The organism is Bacillus sp. Marseille-Q3570 (assembly GCF_946151055.1).
Taxonomy (GTDB): domain Bacteria; phylum Bacillota; class Bacilli; order Bacillales; family Fictibacillaceae; genus Pseudalkalibacillus.
On the sequence record NZ_CAMGYZ010000005.1, the window covers coordinates 206,798 to 228,622 of the forward strand.

At 36.9% G+C, this 21,825-nt stretch carries 12 protein-coding genes and 1 riboswitch; of the genes, 7 read left to right on the plus strand and 5 right to left on the minus strand.

The features are described 5' to 3' along the window. Nucleotides 1-7 precede the first annotated feature (7 nt). Nucleotides 8-1,393, plus strand: a complete 1,386-nt coding sequence (locus N8M93_RS10785) for an N-acetylmuramoyl-L-alanine amidase (protein WP_261131736.1) — start codon at nucleotides 8-10, stop codon at nucleotides 1,391-1,393. Nucleotides 1,394-1,477: 84 nt separating this feature from the next. After that, nucleotides 1,478-3,391, plus strand: coding sequence for a S8 family serine peptidase (locus N8M93_RS10790; protein WP_261131737.1), 1,914 nt, complete (start codon nucleotides 1,478-1,480; stop codon nucleotides 3,389-3,391). Between the two features lie 56 nt (nucleotides 3,392-3,447). Here N8M93_RS10790 and N8M93_RS22795 read toward each other — a convergent pair whose 3' ends face one another. Beyond that, nucleotides 3,448-4,464 carry an S-layer homology domain-containing protein gene (locus N8M93_RS22795; RefSeq protein WP_314728279.1) on the minus strand — a complete coding sequence of 339 codons (1,017 nt, stop codon included), beginning with the start codon at nucleotides 4,462-4,464 and terminating at the stop codon, nucleotides 3,448-3,450. 611 nt (nucleotides 4,465-5,075) lie between these two features. On the opposite strand from N8M93_RS22795, the gene N8M93_RS10810 reads away from it, so the two are divergent. Next, the gene (locus N8M93_RS10810) at nucleotides 5,076-7,526 is read left to right on the plus strand and encodes an S-layer homology domain-containing protein (RefSeq protein WP_261131739.1); all 2,451 of its coding nucleotides are present in this window, start codon (nucleotides 5,076-5,078) and stop codon (nucleotides 7,524-7,526) included. A 150-nt stretch (nucleotides 7,527-7,676) separates the two neighbouring features. Here the strand turns inward: N8M93_RS10810 and N8M93_RS10815 are convergent, their stop codons facing one another. Continuing rightward, complete coding sequence (locus N8M93_RS10815; RefSeq protein ID WP_261131740.1) at nucleotides 7,677-8,996, minus strand: S-layer homology domain-containing protein; 1,320 nt, start codon at nucleotides 8,994-8,996, stop codon at nucleotides 7,677-7,679. 427 nt (nucleotides 8,997-9,423) lie between these two features. After that, a riboswitch (cyclic di-GMP riboswitch) is annotated at nucleotides 9,424-9,512 on the plus strand. 103 nt (nucleotides 9,513-9,615) lie between these two features. On the opposite strand from N8M93_RS10815, the gene N8M93_RS10820 reads away from it, so the two are divergent. Continuing rightward, complete coding sequence (locus tag N8M93_RS10820) at nucleotides 9,616-13,275, plus strand: S-layer homology domain-containing protein (protein WP_261131741.1); 3,660 nt, start codon at nucleotides 9,616-9,618, stop codon at nucleotides 13,273-13,275. Between the two features lie 107 nt (nucleotides 13,276-13,382). Here the strand turns inward: N8M93_RS10820 and N8M93_RS10825 are convergent, their stop codons facing one another. Further along, nucleotides 13,383-13,619: a DUF3006 domain-containing protein gene (locus N8M93_RS10825; RefSeq protein ID WP_261131742.1), complete on the minus strand. Its 237-nt coding sequence runs from the start codon at nucleotides 13,617-13,619 to the stop codon at nucleotides 13,383-13,385. 12 nt (nucleotides 13,620-13,631) lie between these two features. Further along, the gene (locus N8M93_RS10830; RefSeq protein WP_261131743.1) at nucleotides 13,632-15,257 is read right to left on the minus strand and encodes an S-layer homology domain-containing protein; all 1,626 of its coding nucleotides are present in this window, start codon (nucleotides 15,255-15,257) and stop codon (nucleotides 13,632-13,634) included. A gap of 268 nt (nucleotides 15,258-15,525) precedes the next feature. On the opposite strand from N8M93_RS10830, the gene N8M93_RS10835 reads away from it, so the two are divergent. The 3 genes from N8M93_RS10835 (at nucleotide 15,526) to N8M93_RS10845 (ending at nucleotide 20,376) form a co-directional block, all read left to right on the plus strand. Beyond that, nucleotides 15,526-17,610, plus strand: a complete 2,085-nt coding sequence (locus tag N8M93_RS10835; RefSeq protein WP_261131744.1) for a YcdB/YcdC domain-containing protein — start codon at nucleotides 15,526-15,528, stop codon at nucleotides 17,608-17,610. Nucleotides 17,611-17,757: 147 nt separating this feature from the next. Beyond that, nucleotides 17,758-18,165 (plus strand): hypothetical protein, encoded by a 408-nt coding sequence (locus tag N8M93_RS10840; RefSeq protein ID WP_261131745.1) that lies wholly within the window; start codon nucleotides 17,758-17,760, stop codon nucleotides 18,163-18,165. A 444-nt stretch (nucleotides 18,166-18,609) separates the two neighbouring features. Further along, complete coding sequence (locus tag N8M93_RS10845; RefSeq protein WP_261131746.1) at nucleotides 18,610-20,376, plus strand: LTA synthase family protein; 1,767 nt, start codon at nucleotides 18,610-18,612, stop codon at nucleotides 20,374-20,376. A 59-nt stretch (nucleotides 20,377-20,435) separates the two neighbouring features. On the opposite strand, the gene N8M93_RS10850 is transcribed toward N8M93_RS10845, so the two are convergent. Next, nucleotides 20,436-21,752: an S-layer homology domain-containing protein gene (locus tag N8M93_RS10850; protein WP_261131747.1), complete on the minus strand. Its 1,317-nt coding sequence runs from the start codon at nucleotides 21,750-21,752 to the stop codon at nucleotides 20,436-20,438. Nucleotides 21,753-21,825 lie beyond the last annotated feature (73 nt).

Below are 21,825 nucleotides of genomic sequence, written 5' to 3' on the forward strand. Positions count from 1 at the left end.
AGGGGAAATGAAGAAGTTTGTCAGTTTTATGTTGGCGTTTTTTGTCGTTGCAGCAACACTTATGAGTGGATCACCTGGAATGGTATCTGCGAATAGTAGTTTTAAGGATATCAGCTCTACTTATCCTTACAAGGAACAAATCAATTATCTTGTAAACCAGGAAATCATCAATGGATATCCTGACAACACTTTCCGTCCTGATGAAAAAGTGACGAGAAGAGAAGCAGCAGTCATGGTCAGCCGTGCACAAGACTTGAATGGGACAAAACGTTCAACATCATTTAAAGATGTATCATCAAAAGATTACGCTTCAGGCTATATCCAATCAGCATATGAAGCAGGTTATATCAATGGTTATGAAGACGGTACATATAAACCGGATGCAACAATGACAAGAGGTGAAATGGCGTACCTCTTATCGCAGGTCTTCGGATTCAATACATATGATAATTACTATTACTCTGATGTGAATCCATTTACTCATGTCTATCATCCGATCAATGAAATAACAGCACATGGTATCTCAGAAGGATATCCTGATAATACCTTCAAATCAACGAAGGATATGACAAGGACAGAATTTGCGATTTTTGTTGCACGTTCTTTAGAGCCTATTTATAGAGTTACAAAAAAAGAAAATTCAGTATTAGAACGAGTCGTCACTGCCGATGTTTTGAATGTCCGCAAGGGACCAGGGACGTCATACAATAAAGTCAGTAGTGTAACACACGGGACACATGCATATGTTCAATTTACCGTAAATAATTGGGCATATGTGAAAACATCCAGTACGCAAGGATATGTCCATCAAGATTACCTGGCTAAACCAATTTCATCCATCAATAAAAGTACAATCACGATCGATCCTGGACATGGTGGGAAAGATCCAGGTGGGATTGCAAATGGTCTTGTCGAAAAAGAAATCAACCTGGATGTAAGTAAAAAGCTTAAGAAATACCTCGAGGTTGCGGGCGCAAATGTTGTTATGACACGAGATAATGACACTTATCCATCACTAAGTGAACGCGTAAAAATAGCAGAAAACAGTAATTCGACTGTATTTGTAAGTATTCATGCAAATAAATTCAGTGACGAGAGAGCTCATGGTACCGAAACATACTACAATTACACTGCGCCAGAAGGAGAAGAAGGCAAGAAACTTGCAACATTCATCCAAAACCGATTGTATAAAGCGATTGATACTTACAATCGTGGTGTGAAGCATGGGAACTTCCATGTCATTCGTGAAAATACGATTCCTGGGGTATTGGTTGAATTAGGATTCATGACAAATCCAGAAGACGCAAAGAAACTCGCTTCTAACACCTATCGCGAACTGATGGCAGAAGCGATCTATCAAGGGATAGTAGATTACTATAACAGTAAAAAATAAGTCTAACAGCGGGTGCTTAAATGCACTCGCTTGTTTTATACTGTTAATATAAAGAAACTTCTTCATATGAATGGAGGTAATGGATTGAAATGGTACATAAAGGTGCTATGTAGTTTACTAGTTGCACTTGCATTAAGTAATTCTAGTGACACACAAGCTACCACAGATACACAAAGCTATATCGTCACGTTCAAAGATAAAATCAATACAGAGTTGATTCATTCTGTCGGTGGCACAGTAGATGAAAGATACGAAACCATTCATGCAGTTTCTGTTCACTTATCCGACGAGGCTTTATCCAAACTTAGAACAAAACCTGGAGTCCTTTTTATTGAAGAAAACAGCCCTGTAAAATCCGATGGACAAATAATCGATTGGGGATACAAAACTGTGATTCCGGAACCTGCAAGGTTATCAAGTCTTAGTGGTAAAGGTGTTAAAGTCGCAGTTCTCGATACAGGAATTGATCCAACCCATCCTGATCTGAAAGTGGCAGGGGGCATATCCTTCATTAATGAAGAGGCTAACTACAATGACTTGAATGGACATGGTACTCATGTAGCCGGAATCGTAGGGGCTGCACAAAATACAATCGGTACACTCGGTATTGCCCCAGGCGCATCTATATACGCGGTTAAAGTGTTGGATAAAGAGGGGAACGGCAGTCAAGCCAGTGTCCTTTCAGGGTTGGAATGGGCAATTGAGCATGATATTGATATCATCAACCTCAGTCTTACAAGCCCCCAGGGTTCCTATGCCCTGAAAACGATGATGGATCATGTATATAATAAAGGTATCTTGATTGTCGCTGCATCAGGTAACGGAACCCAACATACAGAGGGAATCGATAATGTCCAATATCCAGCAAGGTATGGATCAGTCATCGCAGTAGGATCGATTAATAAAGAAAAAAAGCTATCCGAATTTACTAGATATGGTCCAACCTTAGAGTTATCAGCACCTGGACATGAAATCTTAAGTTCTTTCATTGGGGGAGAATATGCAGTCAGCAGCGGTACTTCGATGGCAGCACCGCATGTGGCAGGTGCACTGGCTTTATATATGGAAAAATACCCATTAAAAACGAATAAAGAAATCCGTAAGCTCATCCAATTTTATACCGAAGATTTAGGAAAAAAAGGTAAAGATGATTTATTTGGCTATGGATCAGTCCAAGCACCTTATTTAAATAAACCTAAAAGTATATCAGGATTAATTGGACAATCTGAATCCGTCGATCTTTCAAAAGGGAAAATTGAATTGAAGTGGAAGGCCTCCAATTATCCAATAGAGTTAACGAAATATAATTTGTATCGAAATGGAGAACTGATAAAAACGATTCCTGGAAATGTAACAACTTACGAAGAACAAATAGGATACGGGGAATATACGTATTCAATGAAAGTAGTAGATCCGATCGGGCAGATGTCAAAGAGTCAGAGCGTAACTGTAAATTTAAAATCGGATTTCAAAGGTTTTCTTGATGTGAGAAGTGGAGATTGGTTCGGAGATGCTGTCTTCTTTTTGAAGGAACAAAACCTTGTTAACGGATATACCGACGGAACTTTCAAACCTGAAAATGATATAACCAGAGGTGAAATGGCTACAATCATTGCCCGTGTATTAGGATTGGATACAAATCAACAGGATACGGTTTTTGAAGATGTGAAAAAAAGCTACTTTGCCTCAGGAGCCATTCAATCGTTATATGAGGAACAAATCATATCAGGATTTCCTGATGGAACTTTCAAACCTATAACGGCGATTCGCAGGGGAGATGCTGCAATCATGATCGCCAAATCTTTTGAATTTACACCGCCTGATTCCTATCAGTCATTCCCTGACTTATCAGATTCGTATTACGGCTTAAAAGCTATCCAAACACTTTATGCTAAAGGGATCATTAATGGGTATCCAGAGGGAACGATCCGACCAAACAAATTCATTACCAGAGCTGAAATGGCAACATTAATAGAAAGAGCGATAAAAAACAAATAATAAAAAGAAGGCTGATCTTTTTTATGAGAATCAGCCTTCTTTCTGTTTAATAATGTTTAATTTGTCATTGCACGATATAAGAATATCGAGAATTCTGCACGGCTTGCTTTTTCTTCGGCTTTGAACGTTTGGTCTGAGTATCCATTTGCGATGTTATTACTTGTTACATTTTGAATTTCATCAAATGCCCAATAAGATGGGGCAACATCTTTGAAATTGATGTTTGAACCATTCTTTTCAAGGTTAAAGACTCTGGTAAATAATGCAGCAACTTCACTACGCTTAATTGAATCTTCAGGTCTGAATTCCTTGTTTTGATAACCTTCAAAATATCCAGCTTTCATCACTGCGTTGATTTCTTCTTTTGCCCAGTGGTTGTTTGGAACATCGGGAGCAATTGGCGATCCGTTTTCAATTGTGAGATCGAATGCTTTTGCCAGCATAGCTGCTACTTCTGAACGTTTGATCGTATTTTCTGGTTTGAATAAGCTTTGATCATACCCGGTAATGATGTCCTTTTTGGATAAATAAGTGATTTGATCATATCCCCAGTAAGAACTCTTTACATCATGGTATTGGCCTTTTGGTAAAGTTGGTAATACAGTAGCCTTCGGTTGTTTTTCTTTAAAAACTCGTCTAGCACCGGTATATTTCGGACCCCAATAATAAGGATCATTTATAGAAGTCTTTTGAACCCCTTTTGAAGCGGCATGGACAAAATATCCATTTCCTACATAAATACCTGAATGTGAAATACCAGCTTTATATGTATTTGAGAAATAAACGATATCTCCAGGCTGTAGATTCGATTTTGAAACTGCTGTACCTACTGTAGCTTGCTCTGCAGATGTCCTTGGTAAGTTCACCCCGACTTTATTGAATACATAAGTCATTAACCCTGAACAATCAAATCCACTTGGTGTGGTTCCTCCCCATTTGTAAGGAACTCCTATGTACTGCTTCGCGATATTGCCAACCTGCTCCCCTTTAGAACTAGCGAACGCATTCGGTGTCATCATCCACGTTACTGATAGGACCACCGTAAACATTGCTATAAGTATTTTTTTAAACACTTAAGTCCCTCCCCTAAAAGCTCTATTATCCTATTATTCGATTTCTTTTTACAAAATTCAGTTTATCATACAAAATTATCTAATTAGTTTACATTTATATAACAAAATGTTACAAAATAACCTAAAATTGAATAAGGATAAAATTGTAATAATTATAGGTATAAAGAATCTTTGTAGGGATAAGTCCAATTAATCATTAAAGTTTTTTGAGAATTGGTCGAAATAAAGTATGTAATCGACAAATTTCATAAATTTTGGCTAATAATTTCAATAATTTAGTATAATAATTGGAATACTTTACAAATTTAACTTGAAATCCATCGATTTTAATGTAAAATTATGCATAGTAACCAAATGAAACCATAAAATACTTAACTTTCTATTTTAGGAAAATAAATATTGACATGGAATATGTTGGTTACTATACTGAGTGATGTAAAACTAAAGTTTTAGGCTCATTGACATTGTTATTTACTAGTTTGCTGGGGTGGGGATTGTTGTATTTGTTACATAAAGTGACAAATTAGTAGATTGCTAAGATCTGCAACCATGATCTCAGAGGCTGGTTAAATAAATAAATTTTTTACATATTAAAGGGAGGAAATACAATTATGGCTTACCAACCAAAGTCTTACCGTAAGTTCATGGCCACTTCATTGTCAGCGGCTGTCGTAGCATCAGTAGCAGCACCAGTTGCTTCTCAAGCTGCAGAAAGCTTTACTGATGTACCAAGCGGTTCTTACTACGCAGATGCAGTAATGTACCTTACTTCTGAAGGTCATCTTAATGGATACGGAGACGGAACATTCAAACCAATGAATGACATCTCTCGTGCAGAAGCAGCAAAAGTACTTATGTCTGCAAAAGGTCTTGTTCCATCAGGAACTGAGAATTACTCAGATGTAAACTCTGGAAACTGGTTCTACGATGCAGTACGCGCAACTTCAAATGCTGGAATTTTTGAAGGATATGAAGGAAAGTTCAACCCTGAAGGAGAACTTACTCGTGAAGCGGCTGCTAAAATCATCGTTGAAGCTTATGGTCTTACTGGCGGTGGAGCAACTCCATTCAAAGACGTAAGCGGATGGTCTGAATCTTACATTGAAGTAGCTTACAACAACGGAATCATCAAAGGTGTAACTGATACTTCTTTTGATCCTAAAGCTAACGTAAAGCGTGCTGACTTCGCAGTAATGATCCACCGTGCGATCGAAGCAACAGCTGCTCCTGCAGTTACAAGCGTAAGTGCGATTAACGCTAAAGAGGTGGTTGTTAAGTTAAATAAAGCACTAGCGAGTGATACGACAGAAGCTGACTTACTAACTGCTTTTAGCTTAGAAGGTAAAACTGATAGTAAAGCAGTTCTTTCTACAGACAGAAAATCTGTAACTTATACTTTAGATAACACTGAAGTTTCTAATGCTACAGTAACAGTATTACCTCTAGAAACAGCTGAAAAAGATTCTAATGGTGATGCTATTAAAACTAATAAGTTTGTTTCGGTCATGACATATAAAGATACAGTTGCTCCAACAGTATCTGGAACTGACTATACTTATAATGCTGATGGAACTGCTAATGCAAAAGTTTCTTTCACTGAAGATATTTCTACAGCGGGTACAGTATCAATTAATGGTGTAGAAACAACTCCAACTGTTGGAGCTGACTCAATTACACTTTCTAATTTGGAAGTCGGAAAGAGTTACACTGTAGATATTGTAGGAGCTTACGATACAGCAACTGCGCCTAATAAAGCTGAACATCTTACTTTATCGTTTACTGTACCATCTGAGACTGTAGATTCTGATGTTCCGACTGTTACTACTTCAGTAAATGGTAACAAACTATCGCTAACTTTCTCTGAAGAAGTTACTAAAGGAATTGTAACTATTGGTGGGGTAAAAGTTGACACTAATGATCTTACAACTACTGACAATAAAACATTTACTGTAGATGTTCAAAAAGCAAATAGCGGATCTTACTTTAGTTCAAACACAAAGTTCTTTACATCTGAAGTAGTTGTTAAAGATTTCGCTGACAAAGCAAAAACTCCTAACACAATGAAAGAAGTAAAGTTCAATGCAACATTTACAGCTGATACTACTGCTGCTTCTTTATCGAGTGCTTCAGCAAAAGCAGATGGCACAATTATTTTAGAATTTAATGAAGAAGTATTGCCGAATACTGTAAATTCATTAACTGTTAAAACAATTGATGGGATTCAACAAACATCTAAATCATTTGCAGTTGCAACTTCAAATCATGTAATCATTGATGGAAAGCCAGTTAAAAATAAGTTGGAATTAGTATTAGCTGATTCAACTAGTTTCGAAACAGGTAAGAACTATAACCTAGACGTTGCTGCTCAAGCAATATCTGACAACTATGACAATAAAAACTCAAAAGAAGTAAACTTTACAGTAGTTAGACCTGTTGCTGATGGTGCTAAACCAGGAGCAGTTGTTACAACTACGATATCTGAAGATAATAATGTGATTGATATTACGTTTGCTGGTACACATAAAGATGGAATGAGTAACTCTGCATTAAATACTTCTAACTATACCATCGGTGGTAAAGTTCTTCCATCTAATACTGATATCAAGTTCCTGAATGACAGAAACCATGTACAAATTACTTTGCCTGAATCTTTTGTTACAGTTAATGGAGATTACACTTTTAAAGCTTCGAACTTAACTGACCAGTTTGGAAATACACTTGCAAAAGATGAAAATACTGCTCAATTAACATTGGATGAAAACGTAGCTCCAACAGTGAAGTCTTCTCTGACTGTAAATGGAAGTAATGAACTAGTTGTAGACTTCTCAGAAGCAATTAAATCTGTTGACTTAGATAGTGATGGCAACTTCTTTGAAGGAATTACTGTAAAAGTTAACGGTAAAGATGCTGGTTCAAGTTATGCAGTTGATGCTAATGGTGATTTGAAAGTTACTTTAACAGATGCAATCAATCTTTCAGATAGTGTGACAGTTGAATTTAAAGATGCTGAATTAACTGATAACATGAATAACCAATTGAAAGATGGAGTATCTAGCAAATAATTAAATTAAAAGCTAATCTGGTAACTTATCAGATTAGCTTTTATTGGTTAAATAGAAAAAATATGAATTTAAACAGTTTGCTATGTTCACTTCAAAATATATCAAAAAGAACCTGAGTTTGGAGGTTATATTTCCACTCAGGTTCTTATTTTATCTCATTCTATACTCTTCATTCATCGATCGTACTAGAAAGACTGCAAACTGTTCTCTAGTCACGTTTTGTAGTGGTCCAAAGGTGGTTGCTGTCATTCCGTCAGTTATACCAGCGTGATACAGTCGGTTGATGGCATCAGAGTACCATTTTCCATCAGGTACGTCAGTGAACGGATGTTTTGATGATGTATCTGGAAACTCATAAAGTCTTTGCAAGACGACAGCCATTTCCCGGCGTGTCAGGGTAGCATTCGGATTGAACTCTGTTTCAGAAACTCCATTGAACAAACCTTCATCAACTGCAGCAGCAATGTCTTTATAATATTGATAATCCTCAGGTACATCAGTGAATCCAGGATCCGGTCTATTTTCTAGAGAGACGTGGTTTGCCCGATTAAGCAGCAATACAGCTTGCCAACGGGTCAATTCTTGTTCTAAACCGAACTTTCCATCTCCAATTCCTAAGAGGATACTCCGATCATATAAATAGTAGATTTCTTCTTCAGCATAATGCCCGATTGGTACGTCATTAAAATTGAACTTCAGATAACTTGATGCAACATATCCAGTGGTTCCATCTTTTCGTTTTATAGGATACCATACGAAATGATTCTTTCTATTCTTAACTTCTTCGTATATATATGCTCCTGTAATCTTTACCACTTCACCAGCGCTTAACTTTCCTTTAGAAGTACTATCGGTAGTGGGACCAGTTCTTACATTAACAGTAGATGTAGCTTTTGCTTCATAACCTTTTTGGAAATGATGTCGTGATTTAGTCAAAGGTAGATCAAAATCGTAGTTCATTGTTACAAATTCAATGTTATCGTCGCTATTACTATCGTATTCAAAATCGTCCCGTGTAAACGGTAAATTCTTTAATTCTACCAAATTGAAGTTTTCAATAATATTGAAAATTTTCTCCTGGTAAGCATTTGTGTTTTTCTCGCCCGTTGCCTGTACTATTGGACTGTTGACAGGTTTTGTACCGTTGTACGCCATAACAGCGAAATACCAGTGTTCAATGACATCACTTTCGCCACCATTTATGGTCGGTAAGTCGGCTCGTTCAAACATGTAATCTAGTATCTCTACACCAGATTGAATGTTGTAGAGTATATCGTTCTTCAATCGATCTTCATCATAGTTAGCTTTGTTTGTAATTTGCATGATGCCTATACCGTTGTCATCAGTGATAATGACTTCACCATTTTCATCAAAATGTTTCCAGTCTCCACTTTCACCCTCTGCAATTGCTTTAACGATTTCAGGTGGAATATTGTTAGCTAATGCTGTTTCTGTTAATAGACAATTCATAGTTTGATAATCCGGGTTGACACCTTGTACTGGTTCGTATTCACATTTAATAGGTATATCTTCTGCTGCCTTTACATTTACATTGGTGATTATAAACAAAGCGAAAACAATGGTAAATCCAGTTAATACTTTACTAAAATGTCTCAAGCGATACTCATCCCCCTAGTTAGTTTGAAAAATAAAACTTAATTTCCATATTATAACTTATAATTTGTATATTATCACATCCCTTGTAATCTCCCAACCTATTAGGTAAAGATAGGAAATTAGATGGAAAATTACAGATTTCTTTGTAAGGAGATAAAGTTATATTCCATTTCAGGGAGAACCATCATATAAATTTTACTTGTATTAGAACAAAAGTATGAAAAAAAGGACAAATATTGACAAAAAACCATGGTATAGTATCATTGTAATAGTACTAATTATCTGAAAAAGGCAAAACCAGTGAAAGCTGGTGACGCAAAGCTACGGGTCTAAGGCACTATATCGTGCTAGGATCGCCGGGTTACCAGTAAAAAATAATTTTACTGTATGCCTTGGCCTTGCATGTCTTTTTCATGCAAGGCTTTTTTATTTTTTAGGGGGGATTGGTTTGAAGGGAATATTTAATGGAGTGATGGCAGCCTTACTTCTGTTAGGGACAGTATTGGGTTATCCATTCTCAAAAGCTAATGCGATTGAAACGGAGCAAACATTATCAATCAACTCACAGTTGATAGATTGGGTACTGGATGATGGAAATTCAAACATCTATGCAATTACTGAGGAAGGTAATCTATTGGTTATTTCCAGAAACACATTCGAAATAACTAAGACGATCAACTTTGGAACTGGATTAAGTGATTTAGATTTAATTGGAGACACACTTTACGTAGCAATGCTGGATCAAAACAAGGTGGAAATGGTTAATCTTTCAACTTTTACAGTTGATGAAACACAAACAATCTCATTGACACAATCACCATACAGTATTGAGGTTATAGATGAGAAATTATATTATGCCTACGATCAACATAGTGAAATCCGAATTGTAGATCTGACAACTCAAGAAGAAACCGCATTAGATATTGGTGAAGATTCGTCATCTGACACGTTTTATAACCCCGATCTAGTAACTAATGAATCAGGAATCTTATATATAGCGGAATCAGGATCATCTGGTTCAAATATTTATAAAGTATCTTTAGATTCGAATACGATTATTTCGGAATCTACTTACGATACAGGTTATGGATTTCCTTCACCAGAGAGGAAATTGTTACTTGATAATAATGAAGCTTTTTATGCAGGAAAAAGTTTAGCACAAGATAATTTAGAAGTCATTAATGGTACATATAAACATGATTACCATGTAGAAACGGTATTAGATGTGACGGAACATTTTGTTCTGACTAATAATGCAATTTACGACCGAAACGAATATTTTAAGGTAGAAATGCTTCCTTTCGAGACAGAATATATACTTGTACCTTCGATGACAGAAGTTTATCTGTTTGATGCTGACAACATGAGTATACATAAAAAGAGTTATGCTTTACCTACATCTTTAACTGTTCAACAATACCCAGTTCAAAATCAGAAGGTAACACTGAATCAAGATCTTACTGATTGGGTTTTGGACGAAACTAACGAAAAAATTTATGCTATTTCAGAAGGTACCAATAAACTATTAACAATCGATGCAGCAACCTTAGAAGTTAAAAAAGAACAAACTGTAGGATCTTTTCCATCGGATATTGACCTAGTGGATGGAAAACTTTTCATTGCGGATTTCGGTAGTACATATATTACGGTTATCGATATAAGTACTGGTATTGAATCAAATATCTTAACCAAACAAAATCCATATCGAATTGCAACCGATGGCCAAACCTTATTTTATGTAATGGAAGATCAATGGACAGATGTCTATAAAATCAATATAGCTGATAATATTGAAACCGTAATTGCAGAAGGATTAGCTACAAACGAATATAGTTTTTTTGCGCCGGATATTGAATATGATAGTACAAAAAATACTCTTTACATTGGAGAATCTGATTCTTCAGGGTCTCATCTGTATGCATTGAACACAAATGATATCCTAGACGTTCGAAAAACAGATTATGATGATGGCTATGGTTTCAATGTGTCTATGCGTAATGTTGTACTAGATGGTGAACATATTTATTACGCACAACAAAAAATATCGGAAGCAGACCTTACGAATGAATTATGGAATTACAACGAAAATATTCTAAATGTATCTAGTAATTATATAATTTCTTCAACAGGTGTTTATTCGAAATTAACAAATTCTAAAGACGCTTCATTCCCTTATGAAATCTCACTTGCTTCAATCAATGCTGCTGAGAACGTATTCTTGTATGCTCCAGAGAACCAATCGATTTATAAGTTTAATAGCGTGCAAGATATTATCGATGGCAAGCCTGAAAATTTACAAGCTGTTATGAATACAGATGACAGTTTCCAACTAAGCTGGGATAACATGACTGCAGATTATTATCAGGTATCCTATAACACTGGAGAATCAACAGATGATCAGCTTCTAATCTCAAATGAAATAGTGGATAACCAACTTACTTTAAGTGAAGATGAATATAATAAATGGGCTGGACAAACCATTACGTTCTCTGTTCAATCTATTATTGGAACGTACACATCGGAGAAAACTACAGCAAGCTATACATTTGCTCCAGTAACACCGACTAATTTTACAGTCGTCAAGGATCTTGACAATAATTTATTGTTCGCCTGGGACGCGGTTACCACTGATTACTACAAGTTATTTTATAAAACTACTAGCATGAACGAGTTTCTACCTATAGATGATACTCAACTGACAGATCTTCAATTTACTTTTGCTGAAGCGGATCATCAGCAATTGGTCGGGGAGGCAGTAACATTTGGCCTTCAGGCATATGCTGGAGAAAAGACTTCGGAAATGGCGACATTTGATTTTTCAATTGAAGAACCTCTTATCGAGGAACCAGCTGAAGAAGAACCTCCTCCACCAACAGATGGAGAAACTGTCGGTGATACTGAAACTCCAAGAGAGGACAATACAACACCTGATAGTGGAGAAGATACTACAAGCGATGAGGAAGCTTCCAATAATGATTCCGTGAATGAGCCTTCCGATTTGTTTGATTTAGACAACGCGAAAATTGTCAGACGCATCACGACGTATCAACGTCTCTATGAATATAAAGAGAATGTAGAAGACATAGCATTGAACCTTCATGAAAGCTTGATCAAAGAAATGAATGAGACAGGCGATGAAGATTTCTATATCGAGACACAATTAGGATCATTTAAGCTTCCGATCAATACGATTGATGCTTATACAGATGATGAAAATTCTTATATCCAGGTAAGTATCAAAAAAGTGGCTGAAGAGATCACACAGAACCTGGAGGAAATTGCGAAAGATCATTTCTTTGAATTGATCAGTCAGCCTATTGATTTTTCCTTACAAATCGTTGAAAATGGAACCTCCACAACTGTAACTTCATATGGTGATCAATTTGTCGAACGTAGAATTCCAATAAATAACCCGTCAGACCTGGATGATATGATGGTTGTGGTACTGGATCCTGTTAATAAAACTTATCAATCTGTACCAACCACGATTGAACAGGATGAAAACGGCCAGTATTGGGCGATCTTCCATCGAAATGGGAACAGCATCTATGCTCTTGTAAAAACATCTGAAAAACAATTTGAAGATGTGGGTGATCATTGGGCAAAAGGTGATATTGAAGACCTGGTTTCCAAAATGATCGTCAAAGGTGTGAATGATAAGGAGTTTGAACCAGAAAGGTCAGTCAACCGAGCTGAATTTGCAGCAATGATTACACGTTCTTTAGGGCTTCTTTCCAATAAGGACGGAAATCAAAATGTATTTTCGGATGTGGAAAGTTCGGAATGGTATAACGAGGCAATCTATGCAGCTCATGATTCCAGCTTAATCTACGGATATGAAGAAGGTACCTTCAAGCCATTGAATACATTAACTCGTGAAGAGATGATTACGATGGTAATCCGTGGTCTTGAGTTAGTAAACGGTGAACAGTCACCAGACTTAACGTTATTGTCATCATACAATGATGGAAGTGAAGTAGGCGAGTGGGCAAAAGAGAGACTTGCCATCGCAATTGATCAACAGATTGTCAACGGTAAAACTGCTGAGGTCCTCGCACCTAAAGATACGGTAACACGTGCAGAAGCAGCAACAGTGATAAACAGATTACTAACACAACTTCAATTCTATTAAATAATGAAAGACCTCCGTCAAAAATTGATGGAGGTCTTTTTCCATAAATCCCATATAATCGTTCCGGAAAACGGGAATATTTGTTAAAATGAATAGTGTAGAATACTTCATTTATTCCTAAGCTTTTTCAATAACTCTTCAGCTTTCTTACGCGCTCTTTTCGTTTCATCTACTAGAATACGATAATGTTGTTCCCCGTCTTTAGGCTGTTCTTCAACAATATCACCTTCTGCAATTTCTTCAGGAAAATATTTCAGAGGTACTTCTTTCTGAATGGATTCGTCTCCTTTTTTCAAAAGGATCGCCAATTCACCTTCAAACCGATCTATCGTATATCGATTCATGATTCAACACCTCTATAGTGTAATATATGGTCTCATTTCTTCTATGGTTGCAGGTCCGATATATTTCACATTATCCAATTCATCAATTGTTTGGAATGGACCATTGGTATTTCGATAATCAATGATGTTTTGCGCAATCGTTGGTCCGACGCCTTTGATCAATTGGAGCGTTTCAAAATCTGCAGTATTCACGTTGATCGGATATTGTGGCTCTGGTTCCGGCTCAGGATCAGGTTCTGGATCCGTAATTGAACTGCAGTTATCTTCACCATTATATGGAGAAGCATCGACTCCGTAAGAAACCCCATTTGTTGTAACGGTAATTGTCCCAGATTGACAAGTGGAATACAATTCAGCACCTGCGTCCCATAAACGATGCACTACATCAGGGTATGGATGACCATAGCTGTTTTCTCCGTATGAAAGGATACCTATTTCGGGATTCACCTCAGATATGAAAGCGTCTGATGTAGAAGTAGATGAACCATGATGGCCAACCTTCAGAATCTCTGCTTCAACATCGTAATTATTAACCATATTGAACTCATTATCCACTGATGCGTCACCTGTCAATAAAAAGTCGATATCACCATGTGACACTTTCAATACAATAGAAGATTCATTATTGTCACCGCTTGTATTCAAACCATTCAGTACCTGGATATCCAGAACATCATCAAAGGTAAGCGTGCTGCCTTCTACTGCTTCTTCAAAAGGGATATTCTTTTGATTAATTAGATCCAAATACTCCAGATACGTTTCTGAAGTATGGGCCTTTCCGCTGTCTAACACTCTCTCAACATTGACTTGTTCCAATACATCAATCAATCCACCAATATGGTCTGCATCTGGATGTGTGGCCACCAATAAGTCAACGGTGTTTATACCAGCCTGGGCTAAGTAATCGACAACTTTTTGCCCAGCTGATTTACGACCGCCATCAACCAATATCGTTTTGCCGGATGGAGATACCATCAACGTGCTGTCTCCTTGGCCGACATCAATGAAATGGACAGATAGATCATCCATCGGCTTGAATCTGTCATCCAATGCACGGGCGAAAGCAACAGAGAATTCTGCTCTCGTAATATTATTTAGCGGCTTGAATGTACTATCTGCATAACCATTGACGATATTATTGGCGTCAAGAGCTAATATGTATTCTTTAGCCCATTTCGCTTGATCTAAATCTGTAAAAGTAGAAGCTTTACTACCGCTCAAATCAAAAGCAAGTGCAATGATCTTTGCGGTTGCAGCTCTATTGATTTTATCCTTTGGCTTAAATGTGTTGTCTGGAAAACCGTTGAATAATCCATGCTCAGTTGCAACTGCTATCGCTTCATAATAAAAACTATCCTTGCTGACATCCGAATAACCTGGATCTTCTATAGTCGTATCCAAAGGATAGAATTCTCTCACTAACATTAAAGCTGCTTGTTCACGGGTTATTTGGTCACTTGGTCCAAACTTTCCGTTTCCATAACCATTGATGATCCCCCGGTCGTTCAAATAATAAATCTCGTCCTCTGCCCAGGATACTCCCCCCAGGTCTGTGAATGTTTCCGCAGCACTAACATTGCTATTTTGGAATGATAAAATCAATGCCAATGCCATGAAGATAGAGAATAATCTCTTCATTTTACCCCTCCTAAAAAGTCATTAATTAATATTATAGTATAATTTACCAGGATTTTGGTTGAAATTAGAAAATTAAGTTTTTATTTGGGATGAAAATAAGAGGTAAACCAAATTTGTTGACTATTAAAAACGCATAAAGGCGAACAAGAGCTAGAGCCATTACATAATACACACATCTAATTAAACGGTAATACGATTAATGGTCCTCATAGATACAATGATATTTTGTTAGAATGCTAAAAAAATAAAGTGAACGAAAGGAGAAAGTATGGATAATAAAATTGTGAGAGTGTTAGTAGGTGTTTTATGTTTAATTTTTATGTGGAACCAGTTTGATTATGTTCAAGCAGGTAATTCCTCGCAATCAGTGGGTACATATACACATACTAATCTCAATTTTACAGTTGAAGATGTCGATATTTCCCGAGAAAAGGCGATAGAAATCGTAAAACAGACGTTTCCTATTCCAGCTGATTTTGTACAAGAGAGTATAAGGCTTCACAAAGGATGGAGTGGGACGGAAAAGCTTTGGCGGATTTCCTGGATTACACAAGTCCCCAAGTTACAAACCATCGAAGTAGGTGTCAATGCTCTTGATGGATCGATCATGGAAGTCAGAATTTACATAGAACCCAATAACAAGTGGTTCTCGAATAGACCTGGTATTACTGTTAAAGATGCAGTAGATATTGCTGAAAAATACATTGAAAACCACTATCCAGATATAGGAACATTGATTTTGAAAACAAAGGATTTATCACATCCAGGTCGATTTGATCTTCAATTTATTCAAATGGTAAAGGGTGTTCCGTTTCCTGAAAACGAGATGACTTTTCAAATCGGTAAAAATGGAGAAATTGAATCCCATCACTTCCGTATGAGGAATCGACTGCATTTTAAACCATTAACCGATATACTTCCCTATAACGTGGTTAAAGAAAAGATTAAAAAAGAAGCTGATTTAGAACTAAGTTATCTCGATTTACCTCAAGCCCAAGACACCTTCCTTGCATACCTCCCCAAGAATAACAATGATACACAGCTTATTCCCTTATTTTTAATAGATGCCAACAGCGGCGAATGGGTTGATCATTCTGGGCAACCTCTCAAGAAAAATATGTTTCTAGATGAGCCTGTTTTTTCAGAGTTTCAACCCAAAAAGAAACCTGACATGTTATTAAACCAGAGACAAGCATATCAATTGGTGAAAAATCAATTCTCTATTTCTGAGAATGTAGTGATCACTTATAGGCACTATGATGAAGAGAAAGCTGTTTGGGAATTTCACCTTGGTTATGTAGAAGGACCGAAAAAGGTAATGCATGCGGTTGTTGATGCAATAAATGGGGAAGTGATCCGTTTTTCTAGAAAAAAATTTAATGTTGAAGATGACATTAAAATAAATCTTACTAAAGAGGAAGCCATGGAGAAGGCGATAGATTTTGTGGAATTGAAACTTCCGGTTAAAGCAGCAGGTCTTTATCCGAGGGTTACAAATGAATCCTTTGCTGATGAGGGAACACAGGCGCGAGCATATGATATTCATTTTGTTAGAAAACATAACGGTATACGGGTTGCAAATCAAGGGGTTGATATACAGGTTTCTGCACTCAATGGTGAAATAACAGAATATACATTGGCCTGGAAGGATATTGATTTTCCTTCTGTTGGGAAAATAATAAGTACAACAAAAGCAAAAGAACTTCATAATAAAGAGAGAAGCGTTGAACTCATTTATATGGTTCCAGTTCCTGACCATCCAAGTGAACGTAAAAAATTAATCGGTAAAAAGAAAGAAGCTATTCCTGTCTATAAGGTAAAGAGTCATGATGGGGTGTTCTTGGATGCCCGAATTGGGAAGTGGAGAGACCGTATTACAGGTGAAATTATACAAAAGCGGATAACCGATTTAGATGGTCATTGGGCTGAAAAAGAAATAAACAAGCTAGTCCACAATGGATTCATTGAGGTGGAGCAAAACCGATTCCACCCTGATGAGGCCATTACAGGATTAGAATTGACTAATCTATTAGAGCAGGCCATTGAAGCTGGTGGAGGCAATCGAAAGTTACCATACGGATTAAACCAATTTAAAAAAGAAGTTTCTAGAGAAGATTTTGCATTACGACTGGTACAAGTGTTGGATCTTGATCAGTTTTCAGAAGAGGAAAAAGTGGTTGTTTCAAATTTTTTGGATGAGGATAAAATTATTCATAAGAAAGAGGTAGGGCTAATTCAAAAGATGGGAATTATGCAAGGCTCTCATAATAAATTCAGGCCAAAGGATAGCTTGACAAAAGCTGAAGCAGCAGTGGTTATTTCAAGACTCTTCAAAGAGAATAAATTTAGTTAAGAATTTAGTAATTTGATAAATAACTAAGAGATCCCCCTTTATGGACTCCAGTAGTCCAAAAGAACCGAAATCCATAAAAATCAAATCAAATTTTATCAAATTTGGTAGAATAATGTTAGGAACACAAAATATAGGGGGAGTTTCTTAATGAAAGAAATATGGAAATGGACAGCAGCACTAATTTTGGTAATCGGATTATTGGCTGGTTGTGGTACAACAGAAAATGCAGAAAACAATGGGGAAGATACAGAACAATCTGAAGATGAAACAACTGGAACTTCTGACGAATCCTCAGAATCCGATACAGAATCAACATCAGAATCAGAAGGAAATGAAGACGACCAAGAAGTTGTCGAACAGACAGGCGAAGGTACATATAACGGTCTAGCAGATAACCATACGATCGAAGTCATGCTGGAAGATGGCCCACAAGCCTATCAAATTACTGATGAAGTAAAAGGTCAAGTGGAAAATTTAGAGCCAGATACAGAAGTGCATTTCACATTCATCGATAAAGATGGTGCTCTGACGATCACAGACATTAAAGAAAAATAAAAATCTTGATTTTAATAATCTTTCCTTAAAACAAGGGAAGATTATTTTTTTTGCATTTAAAGAAAGTATAAATACTTTCTTTAATATAAGGGCAACTAAGGCACAGCCTGCGTTAAGCTTGGCTGTGCCAAGTTTTCTTTATAATATTTTGTGGAAAAATCAGGTTCCGTGAGTGTGTGTTTTCAGTTACAATAGTGTTAATTGTTTATAAAGAAGTTATGGGGGTAACACTAAATGCGGGATTTAAATTTAAGAGAGCTTACATATAAGGCTAGTCGTTTCATAATGTATTTCATTTTCTTTATGCTAATTTCATTTAAGGTATATCTTTTTTGTAAGTTTACCGAGACTACTTATCTACCAAATAATCTAGGTTATTTTAAAGAAGCTTTTTTATTTCTTATTCAGGAAGGATCATTTGAAAAGTTTTATGGTGGATTGTTCATGGTTAGTACCGGATCTATTTTATTGCTGACATTCTGGACATTTTTATTAACCAAACGAGGACAGTTGATTGCTCTATTTTTCATAGATCTTTTTGTAACTTTCATTACTATTTCAGATCTTGTCTATTATCGTTATTTTCATGATTTGATTGCCGTTCAGGTTTTGTTCCAGATCAACCAGGTTGGTGCTATTTCTGGTAGTATCACAGATTTATTCGAACGTCGCGATATTCTATTTATATTAGACTTCATTCTATTGGTTCCGGCACTCATTTTCATTTGGCTCAAGACGAATAAGGAAAAGCTATCATGGAGTTGGATGCGTGCAGCTACCACTATTATTGTTTTTATCATAGGATTAGTGTTTGTGATGGCTCCAATTCAGAATTATATTCAAAAGTACAGTGTGGCATTGTTCAACCAGAATTGGTATAACGTTTCAATTTATCAACAAACTGGACTGTTAGGATTTCATGCTTATGATTCATACCGTTATATTGATGAAAACTTAATCAACAAAAAACAGGTATCGGCAGCAGATCGTAAACAAATCAAGGAATGGTTCAATGAACATAACCAAAAACTTCAGCAACCTACTGAATTTAAAGGTATTGCAGAAGGTAAGAATGTCATCGTAGTTCAATTGGAGGCTTATCAAAATTTCTTCATTAATAAGAAAATCAATGGTAAAGAAATTACTCCAAACATCAATAAGTTGATTGGCGAAACGATGTATTTCGATAATTTCTATCGCCAAACAGCTCTCGGTAGGACCTCAGATGCAGAGTTCCTTGCAAATGCAGCCCTCCATCCGACCGCTTCTGGATCGGTGTATGTGCGCTATGCTGGAAATGAATTTGATGCACTTCCTAACATTCTTAAAGAAGAAGGTTATGAAACTGCTGCATTCCATGCATATGAAAAAGGATTCTGGAACCGGAATGTCATGTACAATACGATTGGGTTTGATCACTTTTTTGGCAAAGGTGATTTTGAACCCGGGGAGATCGCTGGTTGGACTCTTGGAGACCGTCCATTCCTTCAGCAGACTGTAGACCAGATGTTGACTTTTGAAAAACCTTTCTATGCATTTGCGGTTGCTTTGACGAGTCACCACCCTTACACTCTACAAGGGGAACATAAGGTATTGGATGTCGGCAAGTATGAAGGTTCGATCATGGGCGATTACATCCATTCTGTCCATTATGTTGACAAAGCTGTTGGTGAGATGGTTGAAAGACTGAAGAAGGAAGGACTTTGGGATGAATCCATCTTCATGATGTATGGAGATCATGATGCTGGTATCAATGAAAAAGAACAGCTTACAGAGATCGCCGGGTTAGAACCTACGGAATTCAATAAAGAAGCAGAGTTCAGAAAAATTCCGCTGATTGTCCATTTGCCTGATGGAAAGGGCAAGGGTGTCTACCATAAATCAAGCGGACAGATTGATATTGCCCCATCCATTTTACATGCATTAGGTATTGATAAATCTGAGTTATATATGATGGGAGATAATCTATTTACAAAAGAAAATCATTTAACAGTGTTCCGAAACGGATCATTCATAAATGGTGAAGTGCTCTACTTGGTTTCTGGTGATGGAATCTTTGAGAATGGAAAATGTTTTGATACAGAATCCGGGGAATTGACGAGTGTAAATGCTTGTAAAGCTGGTTTTGAAGAAGCGAAAAAACGACTTTCTACCTCTGACACCGTGATCAATGGAAATCTTATTGAACAATTTAGAAAAGACAGCGAATAATAAAGAAAAGAGGTTGACTATTAAGTAAGGACACTTATTAGTCAACCTTTTTGTATAGTTTAATTACTTGTTGTCATGCTTCTATAGAGAAATGCAGCGAATTCACTACGTTTTACAGGTTGATCGGGACCGAATTTTGTCTCGCTGATACCATTGGTTATATTGTGTGCTGCCAAAGTTGTGATTGCCTCGCTTGCCCAGTGACCTTTGGGGACATCTGTAAAGGAATGTTCGGTTGAACCTTGTAGATTAAACGCATCAACAATCATCACAGCCATCTCAGCACGTGTCATCGATTGCGCCGGCTTGAAAGTTCCATCTGGATATCCTTTAATGATGTTGTTATGGACAAGCTGTGCGGTATTGATCATCAAAGGATCATCTATTGGTATATCCTTAAAGTATATCAATTCTGCAGGTGTTGAATATATGTGGTTTCTTGTCAACATCAGGACCACTTGACTTCGTTTCACTGGGTCGTGATATCCATATCTACCGTCCGTATAGCCCCATATTACTCCTTTAGTGGTCATATACTGGATTGCTTCGTAAGCCCAATCATTTTCTTTAACATCTTTATATTCTTGTTCACCTCTGACAAACATTCGGCTCCAAAAATCATTCGCGATTGCATAATATCCGTCCATGTTCGGATGGATATTAGCTGGATTCGGAACGAATTTTGTCGGGTCTGCCTCAAAGGATTCTGCAGTAGAAACGTAAGTGCTGTGGGTAGCTGCAGCAACCTCATGGATCACGGCATTTAGCTGATTTAAAGCAGCTTTTACTTTTTCTTGTTCTGTATTAGGTAAATGGGGGAATGCGTTATAATAACCCATTACATAGATTGAAGCCTCAGGATTCATGGTTCTGATCTGAGCTATGATGGTGCCGAGATTTTGCCCGACGCCCACCAATGCTTCTGCTATTTCTTCTTCTTTAAAACTCACTGTTCCAGTAGATTTATCTATTTCTACATATGAAAGCACATCATTAGCCCCTACACTTATGGTTATAATATCTGCATTTTGAATAGAGGGTTGGATAAGGATGTTTGAACCTTCTTTAAGAGGGACATTATCTTGAATGTCCTTTAATACATCATCTGTTTTATAGCCGGGCTTAGCAAAATTATTGGGGAGATCACCCAACAAATTGATTTGCTTAAGTTGGGCAGCCAATAAACCGAAATAACCCATTATCGGAGTGGGCTCGTTTTGGTGGTCTATCCCGAATGCAACAGAATCTCCTAAACTAACATAGTTTAAAGCATTATTTTCCTCAGCTGAAATTGGAATCTGTGGGCTGAACAATAGAATGATAAAAATTGCGATCGTTAATTGCTTTAAGCACCTTTGGACACTTTTCAATTTCATCTTCCTTCCCCATTCATTTAATATTCAATTATATAAATTCTATATAGGGGCCAAATATACCTTTACCGAATAG